Origin of the sequence: Streptomyces sp. Ru73 (assembly GCF_002920575.1) — a bacterium.
Lineage (GTDB): Bacteria > Actinomycetota > Actinomycetes > Streptomycetales > Streptomycetaceae > Streptomyces.
Map to the genome: position 1 here is coordinate 13409 of NZ_PQSQ01000066.1, position 15765 is coordinate 29173.

10 protein-coding genes and 1 pseudogene are annotated in these 15765 nt (G+C 70.4%); 4 read left to right on the forward strand and 7 right to left on the reverse strand.

The window, feature by feature from the left end:
- Nucleotides 1-159 precede the first annotated feature (159 nt).
- Both C3486_RS24845 and C3486_RS24850 read right to left on the reverse strand, forming a co-directional pair.
- Nucleotides 160-1920, reverse strand: coding sequence for a BCCT family transporter (locus C3486_RS24845; RefSeq protein ID WP_181138681.1), 1761 nt, complete (start codon nucleotides 1918-1920; stop codon nucleotides 160-162).
- A 54-nt stretch (nucleotides 1921-1974) separates the two neighbouring features.
- Nucleotides 1975-3288, reverse strand: coding sequence for a M14 family metallocarboxypeptidase (locus C3486_RS24850; RefSeq protein WP_103834984.1), 1314 nt, complete (start codon nucleotides 3286-3288; stop codon nucleotides 1975-1977).
- A gap of 261 nt (nucleotides 3289-3549) precedes the next feature.
- Between C3486_RS24850 and C3486_RS24855 the strand changes: the two genes are divergently transcribed.
- From C3486_RS24855 to C3486_RS24865, 3 genes are all read left to right on the forward strand, one after another.
- Nucleotides 3550-5076: a M1 family metallopeptidase gene (locus C3486_RS24855; RefSeq protein WP_103834985.1), complete on the forward strand. Its 1527-nt coding sequence runs from the start codon at nucleotides 3550-3552 to the stop codon at nucleotides 5074-5076.
- A gap of 93 nt (nucleotides 5077-5169) precedes the next feature.
- Nucleotides 5170-6168: a sphingomyelin phosphodiesterase gene (sph, locus tag C3486_RS24860; RefSeq protein WP_103834986.1), complete on the forward strand. Its 999-nt coding sequence runs from the start codon at nucleotides 5170-5172 to the stop codon at nucleotides 6166-6168.
- Between the two features lie 99 nt (nucleotides 6169-6267).
- Nucleotides 6268-6816, forward strand: coding sequence for a hypothetical protein (locus C3486_RS24865; RefSeq protein ID WP_103834987.1), 549 nt, complete (start codon nucleotides 6268-6270; stop codon nucleotides 6814-6816).
- 133 nt (nucleotides 6817-6949) lie between these two features.
- On the opposite strand, the gene C3486_RS24870 is transcribed toward C3486_RS24865, so the two are convergent.
- A complete protein-coding gene (locus C3486_RS24870) occupies nucleotides 6950-8455 on the reverse strand; it encodes an amino acid permease (protein ID WP_103834988.1) in 1506 nt (501 codons plus the stop codon).
- 215 nt (nucleotides 8456-8670) lie between these two features.
- On the opposite strand from C3486_RS24870, the gene C3486_RS24875 reads away from it, so the two are divergent.
- Entirely contained in the window at nucleotides 8671-9414 is a 744-nt protein-coding gene (locus C3486_RS24875; RefSeq protein ID WP_103834989.1) for a MerR family transcriptional regulator, read from the forward strand.
- Nucleotides 9415-9503: 89 nt separating this feature from the next.
- On the opposite strand, the gene C3486_RS24880 is transcribed toward C3486_RS24875, so the two are convergent.
- The 4 genes and pseudogenes from C3486_RS24880 to C3486_RS24895 form a co-directional block, all read right to left on the reverse strand.
- Entirely contained in the window at nucleotides 9504-11675 is a 2172-nt protein-coding gene (locus tag C3486_RS24880) for a 3-hydroxyacyl-CoA dehydrogenase NAD-binding domain-containing protein (RefSeq protein ID WP_103834990.1), read from the reverse strand.
- Between the two features lie 34 nt (nucleotides 11676-11709).
- Nucleotides 11710-12924, reverse strand: a complete 1215-nt coding sequence (locus C3486_RS24885; protein ID WP_103834991.1) for an acetyl-CoA C-acetyltransferase — start codon at nucleotides 12922-12924, stop codon at nucleotides 11710-11712.
- A 66-nt stretch (nucleotides 12925-12990) separates the two neighbouring features.
- Nucleotides 12991-14133 carry an acyl-CoA dehydrogenase family protein gene (locus C3486_RS24890; RefSeq protein ID WP_103835010.1) on the reverse strand — a complete coding sequence of 381 codons (1143 nt, stop codon included), beginning with the start codon at nucleotides 14131-14133 and terminating at the stop codon, nucleotides 12991-12993.
- 347 nt (nucleotides 14134-14480) lie between these two features.
- A pseudogene (locus C3486_RS24895) lies at nucleotides 14481-15611 on the reverse strand (CaiB/BaiF CoA transferase family protein); the annotation flags it as partial.
- Between the last annotated feature and the right edge of the window lie 154 nt (nucleotides 15612-15765).

Below are 15765 nucleotides of genomic sequence, written 5' to 3' on the forward strand. Positions count from 1 at the left end.
GGCCCGGGCACCACCCTGCCCGGAAACGCCGGAGCGGAGGGCCCCACGGCCCTCCGCTCCGATGACACCGATCGCACCGGCCCCGCAGGCGGCGTCCCCCGCGCGGACGACGCCGGTGGCGGGCCGGTGGCGGCCCCGTGCCCGTGGCGGGCCGGTGGCTCAGTCCTTCCCCGTGCCCGCCGGTGCGGGCCCGTCCGAGTCGGTGACGACCTGCGCCGACTGCTCGGACCCGCCCGTGGCGGGGCCGATCCGGATCTCGAAGTCGCCCTCGTACTTCTCGTGCCCGGCGACCACCGCCGCCTCGATGACCTCCTCGCCGATCTGCCCGCGGACGATCAGCGGGTCGCTCCGCAGGTCCTTCAGCAGCGCCCAGCACATCATGATCATGACCAGCACGAACGGCGCGGCGACCAGGATCGTGAGGTTCTGCAGACCCGTGAGGGCATCGCCGCTGCCGCCGCCGATGAGCAGCATGATCGCGGCGACCGCGCCGGTGACCACGCCCCAGAAGATGACGACGGGCCGGGTCGGCTCCATCGTGCCCTTCTGCGACAGCGTGCCCATGACGATGGACGCGGCGTCAGCGCCGGACACGAAGAAGATGCCGACCAGGATCATGACAAGAACGCTCATGAGGGTGGCGACCGGGTACTGGTGCAGCACGTCGAAGAGCTGCGCCTCGACGCTGGAGGCGTCCGACAGCTGCTTGTGCTCCTTCAGGAACATCGCCGACTGCCCGAAGATCGCGAACCAGATGAGGCTGACGACGCTGGGCACCAGGATGACGCCGCCGACGAACTGGCGGATCGTCCGGCCGCGGCTGATGCGTGCGATGAACATGCCCACGAAGGGCGTCCAGGAGATCCACCACGCCCAGTAGAAGACCGTCCAGCTGCGCAGCCAGTCGCCGACGCCCTCACCGCTGCTGGCGCCCGTACGGCCGGCCATCTGCGGCAGTTCGTCGAAGAACGTGGCCACACCGGTGGGCAGCATGTTCAGGATGAGGATGGTCGGTCCCGCGACGAACACGAAGACGGCCAGGATCAGCGCCAGCACCATGTTGATGTTGGACAGCCACTGGATGCCCTTGGCGATGCCGGAGACCGCGGAGAGGATGAACGCGATCGTCAGCACGGTGATGATGACGACCAGCAGGGTCGTGCTGACGCTCTCCTTCCAGCCGAGCACCTTGATGCCGCTGCCGATCTGCAGCGCCCCCAGACCCAGCGAGGCGGCCGAGCCGAACAGCGTCGCGAAGATCGCGAGGATGTCGATGACCCGGCCGCCCGTGCCGTTGGCCCGCCGGGCCCCGATGAGCGGGGTGAAGACGGCGCTTATGGTCTGTCTGCGGCCCCGCCGGAAGGTGCTGTAGGCGATGCCCAGCCCGACCACCGCGTAGATGGCCCACGGGTGCAGCGTCCAGTGGAACAGCGTGGTGGCCATCGCCGTGTCCATGGCCTGCGCCGCGTCCCTGGGGTGGGTGCCCGGCGGGTGCGTGGTGAAGTGCCCCAGCGGCTCGCTGACGCCGTAGAACATCAGGCCGATGCCCATGCCGGCGCTGAACATCATGGCGATCCAGGAGACCGTGCGGAACTCCGGCTCCTCGCCCTCCTTGCCGAGGGTGATCCGCCCGTACTTGCTGATCGCCAGCCAGATCGCGAAGACCACGAATCCGGAGGCGGCCAGGACGAAGGCCCATCCGCCGTTCTCGATGAGCCAGTCGAGCATCGTGCCCGACGCCTTCTCGAGCGACTTGGTGGACGTGGCACCCCAGGCGATGAAGGCCAGGGTGAGCAGTGCCGTGACGCCGAAGACCACCCGGTCGGTGCCGGCGGGGCGGGCACGCTGCGACTCCGGGGGCAGGTCGATGGGGCTCGTCGCCCCGCTTCCGCCCTCCGGTTCGTTCTCTCTGTCCGTCACGTGTTGACCTTTCGATGGGCTGGATTTCTCCTAGCCATTACCCCCTACCACGATTCAACACCCGGCTGAGGGCTTCGCGACCGTAAGGTGATCTGCCGACCGCCCGTCCAGCAGCAGGGGCACCAGCGCCCGCAGCGGCTGGCGCAGCCGCACGAGGGCGCCCGTACCGTCCTGTTCGGCCCGTACGCCGTGGAGTGCCAGCTCGTCGCGGACCTCCGCGTACGCAGCGCCGTCCAGCCGGTAGCCGCACGGCGGGTCCTTGAGCACCTCCTCGTCCGTGGCCGGGTCGTTGTCGGCGCCGCCGAGGTAGACGGGCCCGCGGTCCGCGTAACCCGCCGTCCTCGCCGCGCCGGTGGCCGCCTCGATCCGGCCACGGCGCTCGTCGAGGAAGGCGAACGCGCCCTTGAGCCCGGCCAGCTGGGAGTGCACCCGGCGCCGGTTGTTGACGGCGGGGTCGTCCTTCTCGGCCTGGGTGAGCGGGGTGGTGCGGGTCTCGACGAGCAGGCCGACGGAGTTCTTCACCCCGGCAGTGTTGCGCAGGATGCGCGCCTGGCCGTCGCCCGCCACCTGCTTGACCGGCTCACCGGTCTCCGGGTCGGTCCAGATGCCGTAGATGCCCGTACTGAAGCCGCTGTGCTGCACGGTGGGGCGGACGTACCGCTCGGACAGCGTGGTGGCCTCTTCGTGCACGGCGTCCTGAGTGTTGAGGTTGCGCGGCCACAGGGCCAGCAGGTCCTTGTCGTAGTACGGCGGGGTCGCGCCGTACTCGTGCAGGTCGTAGACGGTGTCGGGGCGGTAGTCGCGGAGGACGCGGGCCATCGTGCGGCCCTCGGCGGTCTTCAGCGCGAGGTGGTCCCGGTTGATGTCCACGCCGTCGGAGTTGCCGCGGGTGTTGGCGGCGCGGCCGTCGGGGTTGGCCGTGGGGATCACCAGAACGCTGGTGCGCTCCAGGAAGCGGCGGGTCGCGGCGTCGGTGGCGTAGGCGAGGTCGCGGACGGTGGACAGGCACGCCTCGCGCCCCGAGGGCTCGTTGCCGTGCTGGGAGCAGATCAGCAGGACGGAGTTGCCGTGGCGGGTGCGGTCGGCGGTGGGCGGCCGGGTGGCGCCGATGCGGACGAGCTGGAGCGGCCGGCCCTGCTCGGTCGTGCCGATGCGGTCGACCTGCAGGCGTGCGCTGTCGCGGTCGGCGCGGGCGAGGAGTTCCTGCTCCTCGGGCTGGGTGGTCCAGCGGGCGCCGCCGCTCTCCTCGAAGCCGGTGCGGGGCCCCGCGTGCCCGGCGGCGACGGCCGGGGCCGGGCCGGCGAGGAAGGTGGCAGTGAGCGCGGTGGTGACGGCGCCGAGCAGTGCGGTGCGGAGTCTGTGCCTCACGGAGCGATGCCTCCCTGGTACGACGCGGAAACGGTTCTTCCGGGGCGGGCCAGGACCGTAGCGCGGAGTCCCCGGGCGGCGTAAGGGTGCGCACGTGACGGAAGTGACCGTGTCGACGCGATGTCGGTCATGTGTCAGATGTAGCCATGCACCTGACGTACGGCGTGCCAGTACATAAGGTCGGAGACGACCCGACCAGGGTCGGCACCACCCCCCACGCAGGCCGGAACGGTCCGGCCTCTCCGACGAGTTGGAGGACTCGTGCGTCACAGACTCATCGTGCCGGGCGCTGCCGTGCTCAGCCTGCTGCTGGCGATCCCGGCATCGGCTGCCGACTACACCCCCGGCGCGCCGGGTGCGGGCGACTCCTACTACCCCGAGAGCGGCAACGGCGGGTACGACGTCTCCCACTACGACCTGCGCCTGAAGTACCAGCCGAAGACCGACGTGCTGGAGGGCACGGCGACGCTGCTGGCGAAGACCACCCAGGACCTCTCGCGCTTCAACCTCGACTTCGGCCTGAAGGTCTCCGAGGTGCGGGTGAACGGCAAGAAGGCGGGCTTCAAGGCGTCCGGCAAGCACGAGCTGGAGGTGACCCCGGCCGCGCCGCTGCCCAAGGGCAAGGACATCAGCGTCGTGGTGCGCTACGCGGGCAAGCCCTCCGACCTGAAGATCGACGGCTTCACGGCCTGGGCCCGCACCCCCGACGGCGGCGTGGTCGCGCAGGAGCCGGACTCGGCGGTGTGGTGGTACCCGAGCAACGACCACCCCACCGACAAGGCGACGTACGACATCTCCGTGGCCGTGCCGGACGGCACCCAGGCGCTGAGCAACGGCGTCCTGCTCTCGCAGACCTCCAAGCTCGGCTGGACGCGGTACAACTGGCGCTCGGACAAGCCGCAGGCGACGTACCTGACGACGCTGGCGGTCGGCAAGTTCGACATCACCAAGGACACCACAGCGAACGGCCTGCCGGTCATCAACGCGGTCAGCAAGGACCTGGGCAGCAACGAGGGCGCGGCGAAGGCCAGCATCGAGCGCAGCACCGAGGTCGCCGAGTGGCTGGAGACGGTCTTCGGGCCGTACCCCTTCAACGCGCTCGGCGGGTACGTGCCGAACGTCCCGGCGGGCTACGCGCTGGAGACCCAGACCCGCCCCTTCTACGGCAAGAAGGCGTTCGACGCGGGCACCAACGTCTCCGTCGTGGTGCACGAGCTGGCCCACCAGTGGTACGGCGACAGCGTCTCGCTCAAGGACTGGAAGGACATCTGGGTCAACGAGGGCTTCGCCCGCTACAGCCAGTGGCTGTGGTCGGAGAAGGAGGGCGAGGGCACCGCGCAGGAGCTGGCGGACTACGTGTACGACCAGCACCCGGCCGACGACGCGTTCTGGAAGGTGAAGCCCGGCGACCCGGGCCCGGACAACCAGTTCGACATCGCGGTGTACGACCGCGGCGCGCTGGCCCTTCAGGCGCTGCGCAACAAGCTCGGCGACAAGACCTTCTTCTCGATCCTGAAGTCCTGGCCGACGGAGAACAAGTACGGCAACGCCTCGGTCGCCGACTTCGTGAAGTTCGCCGAGGCGAAGTCCGGCAAGCCGCTCGCGGGCTTCTTCGACACCTGGCTCTACCAGCCGGCCAAGCCGTCCGCTCCGGCGGCGAAGGGCGCGTCCCTCGCGGCCGCGAAGACGCCGGCGCCGCGGCCGAAGTCCTGGAAGTCGATCGCGGCGACGAACGGCGTCCACGCGCACGGCGGCGTCCACACGCAGGACGGGCACCGGCCGGAGTGAACATCTCCGGCCACCTGACGGTTACCCAAAGGTAATCGCGGCTGATTGGATGTGCGGCGCCGGATCAACCTCCTCACCCCACAGGGAGATTCAGTGCCGCACTCCACGCCGCGCCGCAGGCGCGCCGCCGTCCTCGCCGCCGCGCTCGCCCTCGCGTCGTCACCGCTCCTCACGGCCGGCCCCGCGTCGGCCGCCCCGGCCTCCGCGGCGGACACCCCCGCCCTGAAGGTCCTGACGTACAACACGTTCCTGATGAGCAAGAACCTCTACCCGAACTGGGGCCAGGACCACCGGGCGAAGGAGATCCCGGCGGCCGGCTTCTTCCAGGGCAAGGACGTCGTCGTGCTCCAGGAGGCGTTCGACAACACCTCCTCCGACGCGCTCAAGGCGAACGCCGCCGCTGCCTACCCGTACCAGACCCCGGTACTGGGCCGTGGCAAGGCCGGCTGGGACGCCACCGGCGGCGCGTACTCCTCTCTCACCCCGGAGGACGGCGGCGTCACGGTGCTCAGCAAGTGGCCGGTGATCCGCAAGGAGCAGTACGTCTACAAGGACGCCTGCGGCTCCGACTACTGGTCCAACAAGGGCTTCGTCTACGCCGTGCTCGACGTGCACGGCACGAAGGTGCACGTCGTCGGGACCCACACGCAGTCCACCGACCCCGGCTGCGCCGCCGGCGAGGCCGCGGCGACGCGCGCGAAGCAGCTCAAGGAGCTGGACGCCTTCCTCGACGCGAAGGACATCCCCGCCGCCGAGCAGGTGCTCGTCGCCGGGGACTTCAACATCGACTCACGGAGCGCGGAGTACGGGTCGATGCTCGAGGACGCCGGCCTGGTCGCCGCCGACGCCCGCACCGGACACCCGTACTCCTTCGACACCCGCGAGAACTCCATCGCCAGGGACCGGTACCCCACCGACCCCCGCGAGGACCTGGACTACGTCCTGCACCGCACGGGTCACGCCCGCCCGGCCGACTGGCAGAACGCGGTCGTCAAGGAGGAGTGCCCGCCCTGGACGGTCACCAGCGGCGGCAAGGACTACACCTACACCGACCTCAGCGACCACTATCCGGTGACGGGCGCGGTCGGTTAGGGCCTCCCCCTTCCCGGGGTCACCATTTCATCACCTCTATTCCTCAAAACCTCCACTTCATCAGATGATGCATGGATCAATCACACTCCTGGGGGGACCATGCATCGTCACGTCCGCATCTACGCCGCCACTTGTACAGCGCTCGTACTCGCCACGCTCACCGCGTGCGGTGCGACCGGCAAGGCCACGGCCGAGGCGAAACCGAACGAAACGATCAGTGCCGCGACCGAGCCCGCAGAAGCCACTGAGACAGCCATCGAAGACGAAACCGCGCCACTCACCGGCACCGTTGACTACGACGACGGTGTCAGTGTCCATCTGGAAAACTTCGTCCGCGGTGTGTCGAGTGCCGTGGCTTCGCCCGAGAACACCCCGTACATCAAGTTCACCCTCAAGCTGCACAACGGCAGCAAGTCCACGATGGACCTGAACGAACTGTCCGTGCAGTGCATGTACGGCGATGAAGGCAGACAGGGAGACCAGATCTTCGACGAAGGACTGGACATGCCGACGACGCACCTTCGCCCAGGCCGGGCCGTCAGCGCGACGACGGCCTGCGAGCTGCCGAAGGGCGAGCATTACCTGCAGATCGAGGTGACACCGAACGCCGAAACAGAGACTGCGATCTTCGCGGGCGATGTGAAGTAGTCGCAGCCTCGATGCCTCCTTTCACCGCTATGAAGGTGAGCAAGGGGGCATCGGGTTCGGAAATGACGGATCCCCGGCTGCCTCACAGCCGGGGATCCGCATCTGCCCTGGACCGTCGCCAACGGCGCCCCCGTCAGCGCCCTGGCGTCTCCGGGGCGGGCGGGCCCGCCAGGCCGTCCGTTTCGGAGGCGCGTTCCGCGGCGATGCGGTTGACGCGGCCGCGTACGACGAACCAGCCGGCGATCAGGGCGGCCACGATCACCGGGGCGACCATGACCGTGCGCCGGCCGACGCCGTCGTCGAACCACATCAGGACGATGACGCCGAGCAGGAAGGCGATGGTGAGGATGTCGGTGACGGGCGTGCCCGGCAGCCGGAACTTCGGGCGCTGGAGCAGGCCCTCCTTGGTCCGGCGGACGAAGACCATGTGGCAGACCATGATCACGCACCAGGTGCTGATGACGCCGAGCGCCGCGATGTTGATCACGATCTCGAACGCCTCGCCCGGCACGACGTAGTTCAGTACGACGCCCAGCACGCACACCGCCGAGGTCAGCAGGATGCCGCCGTAGGGCACCTGGTGGCGGTTCATCCGGCCGACGAACTTCGGCGCGGAGCCGGCCATGGCCATCGAGCGCAGGATGCGGCCCGTGGAGTACAGGCCGGAGTTCAGGCTGGACATGGCGGCGGTGAGCACGACGAGGTTCATGACGTCGCCCGCGGCCGGCACGCCGACGTTGGAGAGCACGGTGACGAAGGGGCTCTCGTCGCCGGTGTACTTGTTCCACGGCATCAGCAGCGCCAGCAGCACGACCGAGCCGACGTAGAAGATGCCGACCCGCCACATGATGGAGTTGACGGCCTTCGGGACGACCTTGTGCGGCTCGCTGGTCTCGCCGGCGGTGACGCCGACCATCTCCACCGCGGAGTACGCGAAGACCACGCCCTGGAGGACGACCACGACGGGCAGCAGGCCGGTCGGGAAGAAGCCGCCGCTGTCGCTGATCAGCTGCAGCCCCGGGGTGTGTCCGCTCACCGGGTGCTGGGTGGCCAGCAGGAAGATGCCGATCAGCATGAAGACCACGAGCGCCGCGACCTTGATGATCGCGAACCAGAACTCCAGCTCACCGAAGATCTTCACCGAGATGAGGTTCACGGTCAGCACGACCGCGAGCGCGATGAGCGCCATCACCCACTGCGGGATGTCGGTGAACATGCTCCAGTAGTGCGTGTAGAGCGCGATGGCGGTGATGTCCGCGATACCGGTGGTCGACCAGTTCACGACGTACATCCAGCCCGCCGCGTAGGCGCCCTTCTCGCCCAGGAACTCGCGGGCGTAGGAGACGAAGGAGCCGGAGGAGGGGCGGTGCAGCACCATCTCGCCCAGCGCCCGTACGACGAAGAACGCGAAGAGACCGCAGACCGCGTAGGCGACGGCGAGCGCGGGGCCCGCGGCTGCCAGCCGGCCGCCGGCGCCGAGGAACAGGCCGGTGCCGATCGCGCCCCCGATGGCGATCATGTTGATGTGCCGGGCCTTCAGGCCCTTGCTGTACCCGGCGTCACCCGCGTCGTGCGGGGCGCTGCCGTTCCCCCCGTCCGGCGGCCGGTAGGCGTCTTCCTGGACGGTATGCGTGCTCACAGGTGGGTCATCTCGCTTTCGGAAGGGCGGTGGAGCGGTCGGCCGCTGCGGATCACGCGAGCCGGGCCGACGGCACACCTTCCCCGAAGGACGGGCATCCGTCTGTGAAAGGGATCACACGGGCGCCGACGGGCAGGCGGACGGGTGCGGACAGCGGCGGAACGGTCACCCCGCGGAGTGGTGACAACAGTGGTGAGACAGCAATACTGTCCAACATGATGGAGTCCGAGCCCGCCACCGACCTGAGCCTGACCGTGGACGAGCTGGCCGCCCGGGCCGGTGTCACGGTCCGCACGATCCGCTTCTACAGCACCCGCGGGCTGCTCCCGCCGCCCGAGATCGGCCCGCGCCGCGTCGGCCGGTACGGCCCGGACCACCTCTCCCGGCTGGCCCTCATCGAGGAGCTCCAGCACCAGGGCATGACCCTCTCGGCCATCGAGCGCTATCTGGAGCAGCTGCCGCCGGACCTCAGCGCCCAGGACCTCGCGATCCACCGCGCCGTCGTGGCCGGCTGGCTCCCGGACCGCGCGGAGAAGCAGTCCCTGGCGCAGCTGGAGCGGCGGGTGGGCCGGTCGCTGACCGAGCAGGACCTGGACCGGCTGGCGGCCATGAGCGTACTGGTGCGCACCGAGGAGGCGGGCGCCTTCCAGGTGGACCCGGGGCTGCTGCAGCTCGGGGTGCGGCTGCTGGACGTGCCGATCGCGCTGGAGACCATCCTCGCGGCCCGTGCGGTCGTGATGGAGCACACCCGCTCGGCTGCCCGGGAGCTGAGCCGGCTCTTCAAGGAGGAGGTCGGCGCGGCGTACGAGGACGACGGGCCGGACGCCGCCGAGGTGGCCCGCCGCAAGTCGCTCTCCGCCCACATGCAGCCGCTGGTGGTGCAGGCGCTGGTCACGGCCTTCCAGCGGTCCATGAAGGACGAGCTGCGTGAGTGGTTCGGCGGCGGGCCCGAGAAGTGAGCGGCTCGGAGCAGTGAGGGGCCCGAAGAGTGAGCGGGCCCGAGAAGTGAGGGGGCGCGGGGCGGGCCGGACGGCCCGCCCCGGTGTCCTCAGTCCTTGAAGGTCTCCCCCTTCTCGGCCTTCTCCAGCAGCAGCGCCGAGGGCGCGAACCGCTCGCCGTACGCCGCCTGGAGCTCCTTGGCGCGGGCCACGAAGCCGCCCACGCCGCCCTCGTAACCGTTGATGTACTGCATCACGCCGCCGGTCCAGCCGGGGAAGCCGATGCCGAGGATCGAGCCGATGTTGGCGTCGGCGACGGAGGTGAGCACGCCCTCCTCGAAGAGGCGCACGGTGTCCAGCGCCTCGGCGAAGAGCATCCGCTCCTGCATGTCCTTGAACGGGATCTCCGCGCCCGGCTTGGTGTAGTGCTCGCGCAGCCCCGGCCACAGGCCCTGGCGCTTGCCGTCCTCGTCGTACTCGTAGAAGCCCGCGCCGCCGCTGCGCCCCGGCCGCCCGAACTCGTCCACCATGCGGTCGATCAGCGCGTCGGCCGGGTGCGGCGTCCAGGTGCCGCCCGCGTCCTCGATCGCCTTGCGGGTCTCGTTGCGGATCTTCCGCGGCAGGGTCAGGGTCAGCTCGTCCATCAGGGAGAGCACCTTGGCCGGGTAGCCGGCCTGGCCCGCTGCCTGCTCGACGGAGGCGGGCTCGATGCCCTCGGCGACCATCGCCACGCCCTCGTTGATGAACTGGCCGATGACGCGGGAGGTGAAGAAACCGCGGCTGTCGTTCACCACGATCGGGGTCTTGCGGATCTGGCGTACCAGGTCGAAGGCGCGGGCCAGCGCCTCGTCACCGGTCCGCTCGCCCTTGATGATCTCCACCAGCGGCATCTTGTCGACGGGCGAGAAGAAGTGCAGCCCGATGAAGTCCTGCTGCCGGTCGACGCCCTCGGCGAGGCCGGTGATCGGGAGGGTGGAGGTGTTGGAGCAGAGCAGCGCGTCGGGCGCGACGATGCCCTGGATCTCCTGGAAGACCTTGTGCTTGAGCGCGGTGTCCTCGAACACCGCCTCGATGACGGCGTCGCAGCCGGCCAGGTCCTGCGGGTCGGCGGTCGGGGTGATGCGGGCGAGCAGCGCGTCCGCCTTCTCCTGGGTCGTACGCCCCCGGGAGACGGCCTTGGCGCACAGCTTCTCGGAGTAACCCTTGCCCTTGGCCGCGGCCTCGGCGGACACGTCCTTGAGCACGACCTCGATACCGGCCTTGGCGCAGCTGTACGCGATGCCGGCGCCCATCATGCCGGCGCCGAGGACCGCGACCTTGCCGACCTTGCGCTCCTCGATGCCCTTCGGCCGGTTGGCACCGGAGTTGACGGCCTGCAGGTCGAAGAAGAACGCCTGGATCATGTTCTTGGAGGTCTGGCCGGTGACCAGCTCCACGAAGTAGCGCGCCTCGATGGTCTGCGCGGTCTCGAAGTCGACCTGAGCGCCCTCGACGGCGGCCGCGAGGATGTTGCGCGGGGCCGGGTACGGCGCGCCGTTCAGCTGCTTCCTGAGGTTGGCGGGGAACGCCGGGAGGTTCGCGGCGAACTTGGGGTTGGCGGGCGTGCCGCCCGGGATCCTGTACCCCTTGACGTCCCAGGGCTGCTGGGACTCGGGGTGCGCGTCGATGAAGGCGCGCGCCTTGGCGAGCAGGTCCTCGGGCGAGTCGGCGACCTCGTGGATCAGGCCGGCGTCCTTGGCCCTGGTGGCGTTGTACTGGGTGCCCTGCAGCAGGACCTTGAGCAGCGCGTCGGCGATGCCGAGCAGCCGTACGGTACGGGTGACGCCGCCGCCGGCCGGGAGCAGGCCGAGGGTGACCTCGGGCAGGCCGATCTTGGTGCCGGAGGTGTCGAGCGCGACGCGGTGGTGGCAGGCGAGCGCGATCTCGTAACCGCCGCCCAGCGCGGCGCCGTTGATGGCCGCGACGACCGGCTTGCCGAGCGTTTCGATGCGGCGCAGGTCGCGCTTGATGCCCTGGCCCGCCTCGAACGCCTGCTGGGCGTTCTCGGGCGTGACGGCGATCAGTTCGCGCAGGTCGCCGCCGGCGAAGAAGGTCTTCTTGGCGGAGGTGAAGATGATGCCGCGGACGCTGTCCTTCTCGGCCTCCAGGCGGTCGGCGACCGCCGCCAGCGAGGCCTTGAAGTCCTGGTTCATGGTGTTGGCGGACTGGTTCGGGTCGTCGAGGACGAGGGTGACGACGCCGGTCTCGTCCTGCTCCCAGCGGATCGTGCTGGTCTCACTCATGGTGCGTTCTCCGTAAGGGGGTCGGGACGGGCGGTCAGAGGCGCTCGATGACGGTGGCGACGCCCATGCCGCCGCCGACGCAGAGGGTGGCCAGGCCGTAGCGCTTGTCCTGGCGCTCCAGCTCGTCGACGAGGGTGCCGAGGATCATGGCGCCGGTGGCGCCCAGCGGGTGGCCCATGGCGATGGCGCCGCCATTGACGTTGATCTTGTCGAGGCCGATGCCCATGTCGGCGGCGAAGCGCAGCACGACGGCGGCGAACGCCTCGTTGATCTCGACCAGGTCGATGTCGTCGATGGTCAGGCCGGCCTTGGCCAGGGCCTTGCGGGTGGCGGGCGCCGGCCCGGTGAGCATGATGGTCGGCTCGGAGCCGGAGACCGCGGCGGAGACGATCCGGGCGCGCGGCGTGAGCCCGTAGCGCTCGCCGACCTCCTTGGAGCCGATGGCGACCAGCGCGGCGCCGTCCACGATGCCGGAGGAGTTGCCCGCGTGGTGGACGTGGTCGATCTTCTCGACCCAGTGGTACTTCTGCAGCGCCACCGCGTCGAACCCGCCCATGTCGCCGATGGCCGCGAAGGACGGCTTGAGCGCGGCGAGCGAGTCGGCGGTGGTGCCGGGGCGCATGTGCTCGTCGTGGTCCAGGACGGTCAGCCCGTTGCGGTCGGTGACCGGCACGACGGACCGCTTGAAGCGGCCGTCCTTCCAGGCCGCGGCGGCCCGCTCCTGGGACAGCGCCGCGTACTCGTCCACGTCGCGGCGGCTGAAGCCCCCGATGGTGGCGATCAGGTCGGCGCCGATGCCCTGCGGGACGAAGTTGGTCTCCAGGTTGGTCATCGGGTCGTTGAACCACGCGCCGCCGTCGGAGGCCATCGGCACCCGCGACATCGACTCCACGCCGCCGGCCAGGACGAGGTCCTCCCAGCCGGACCGGACCTTGGCAGCCGCCAGGTTGACGGCCTCCAGGCCGGAGGCGCAGAAGCGGTTCTCCTGTACGCCGGCGACGGTGTCGGGCAGCCCGGCGGCGATCGCCGCGATGCGGGCGATGTCGGAGCCCTGGTCGCCGACCGGGCCGACGACGCCGAGCACGATGTCGTCGACGGCGGCCGGGTCGAGGTCGGGGAAGCGCCGGCGCACCTCGTGGATCAGGCCGACGACCAGGTCGATCGGCTTGGTGCCGTGCAGCGCGCCGGAGGCCTTGCCGCGGCCGCGCGGGGTGCGGATCGCGTCGTACACGTACGCTTCGGAAGTCACGGTGTGGAGCCTTTCAAGATGAGGGTGAGCCGTGCGTGAGGGGTCGGCGGGGCGGGTGACAGCGGGTCAGCCGAGCAGCGAGCGGCCGATGATCTCCTTCATGATCTCGGTGGTGCCGCCGTAGATCGTCTGGATGCGGCCGTCGGTGAACGCCTTGGCGACGCGGTACTCGTTCATGTAGCCGTATCCGCCGTGCAGTTGCAGACAGCGGTCGGCCACCCGCTTCTGCAGCTCGGTGGCCCACCACTTGGCCATCGAGGCGTGTACGGCATCCAGTTTCCCGTCCGAGTGGTCCACAATGCACCGGTCCAGGAACGTACGGGTCACAGCGCACTCGGTGGCCATCTCCGCGATCTCGAAGCGGACGTGCTGGAGCTTGGCCAGCGGCCGGCCGAACGCCTCGCGCTCCTTGACGTACTGGGTGGTGATCTCCAGCAGGTGCTCGGCGGCGGCGATCCCGGCGACGGCGATGCCCATCCGCTCCTGCGCGAGGTTGGTCATCAGGTGCAGGAACGCGCCGTTCAGCTCGCCGAGCAGGTTCTCCTTGGGCACGCGTACGTCGTTGAAGAACAGCTCGGCGGTGTCCTGAGACTTCTGGCCGATCTTGTCGAGGTTGCAGCCGCGCTCGAAGCCCTCCATGCCGCGCTCGACGACGAGAAGGCTGAGCCCGTGCGCGCCGCCCTCGGGGGTGGTCTTGGCCACGACGATGACCAGGTCGGCGAGGATGCCGTTGGAGATGAACGTCTTGGACCCGTTCAGTACCCAGTGGTCGCCGCGGTCCTCGGCGGACGTTCTGATGCCCTGGAGGTCGGAGCCGGCGCCCGGCTCGGTCATCGCGATGGCGGTGATGATCTCGCCGCTGCAGAACCCGGGCAGCCAGCGCCGCTTCTGCTCCTCGGTGGCCAGCGAGGTGAGGTACGGCCCGATGATGTCGTTGTGCAGGCCGATGGCCAAGCCCGGGGCGCCGGCCCGGGTGAACTCCTCGGCGAGCACGGCGCTGTAGCGGAAGTCGGGGTTGCCCCCGCCGCCGTACTCCTCGGGCACGGCGAGCCCCAGCAGCCCCTGGCGGCCGGCGGCACGCCACGCCTCGCGGCTGACGATGCCGTCCTTCTCCCACTGCTCGTAGTGCGGTTCGACCTCCTTCTTCAGGAAGGTGCGCACGGTCTCCCGGAAGGCCTCGTGGTCCTCGGTGAAGATCTGGCGCGGCATCTGTGCCGACTGCTGGGTCATCGCTGCGAGCCTTCCTCGGAACCGGCGACGGACCGGTCCCCGGGGTGTGCGGTGGACGGGGTGTCGGAGGGTGCGGGGGTGGGGTCTTCGGGGCGCGTGACGGTTGGCCCTTCGGGGCGTGCGGTGGTCGGGCTTTCGGGGCCAGCGCTGGACGGGCCTTCGGGGCGCGCGGGGGCCCGGTCCTCGGGGCCAGCGGAGGTCGGGCCTTCAGGGCCAGCGGAGGTCGGGCCTTCGGGGCGTGCGGGGGCCTGGTCCTCGGGGCGAGCGGAGGTCGGGCCTTCGGGGCCTGCGGGCGTCGGGGTCTCGGGACCTGCGCCGGGCGGCCCCTCGGGGCCTGCGGCTGACAGGGCCGGGACGTCCCAGTCGCGGGCCACTTCTTCGGTGTCGGCGCCGGGCAGCGCGGGGCCGCCGCGCACGGCTCCCGGCGTACGGGAGAAGCGCGGCGCGGGTGCCGGCTGGGTGACACCCTCGTGTTCCACGAAGGTGCCGCGGGCCGCGAGGTGCGGGTGGCCGGGCGCCTCGCGGAGGGACAGCACGGGGGCCACACACGCGTCGGACCCGTCGAAGACGGCCGTCCACTCCTCGCGGGTACGGGTACGGAACCGGTCGGCGATGGCCGTACGCAGCTCGCCCCACTTGGCGAGGTCCTCCCTCGGGGGCACCTCGTCCGCGATGCCGAGCAGCCGCAGGAACTCGGCGTAGAACCGCTGCTCCAGGGCGCCGACGGCCATGTGGCCGCCGTCCGCCGTCTCGTACGTGCCGTAGAACGGCGCGCCGCCGTCCAGCAGGTTGGCGGCGCGCCGGTCCTGCCAGGCGCCGGCCTCCAGCATGCCGCGGATCATGGTGGTCAGGTGGGCCGTGCCGTCGACGATCGCGGCGTCCACGACCTGCCCGGCGCCGCCTTCACCGCGCGCGTGCTGGAGGGCGGCGAGGACGCCGATGACGAGGTACAGCGAGCCGCCGGCGTAGTCGCCGAGGAGGTTGGCGGGGGCGACGGGCGGCCCGTCCGCCGTGCCGGTCATGCCGAGCGCGCCGGTGAGCGCGATGTACCCGATGTCGTGGCCGGCGGTGTCGGCGAGCGGCCCGTCCTGGCCCCAGCCGGTCATCCGCCCGTAGACGAGGCGGGGGTTGCGGGCCAGGCACTCCTCGGGGCCCACGCCCAGCCGCTCGGCGACGCCCGGCCGGTACCCCTCGATGAGCACGTCGGCCCGCTCCACGAGGTCGAGCACCCGGCCCGGGCCCTCGGGGGCCTTGAGGTCGACCAGTACGGAGCGCTTGCCGCGGTTGGTGAGGTCGTGCGCCGGAGGAATGCTGATGCCGGAGCCGCCGGGGCGGTCCACGCGCACGACGTCGGCACCGAGGTCGGCGAGGAGCATCGCGGCGAACGGGCCCGGCCCGATACCGGCGAGTTCCACCACGCGCACTCCGCTCAGCGGGCCGTTCCCTGTCTGCGCCATTGCGCCCCCAGATCCAGAGCGGTGTCTGTGACACCAATGCTGTAACACTCGAGATGTTAAGAACGTGTTCCACTTTCCACAAGCCCTCACGGGGAGGTTCCGGGAGCGGGAGGGGGACGGCGCAGGGGCGAGGGCGGGGCGCTGGTCACGGTGG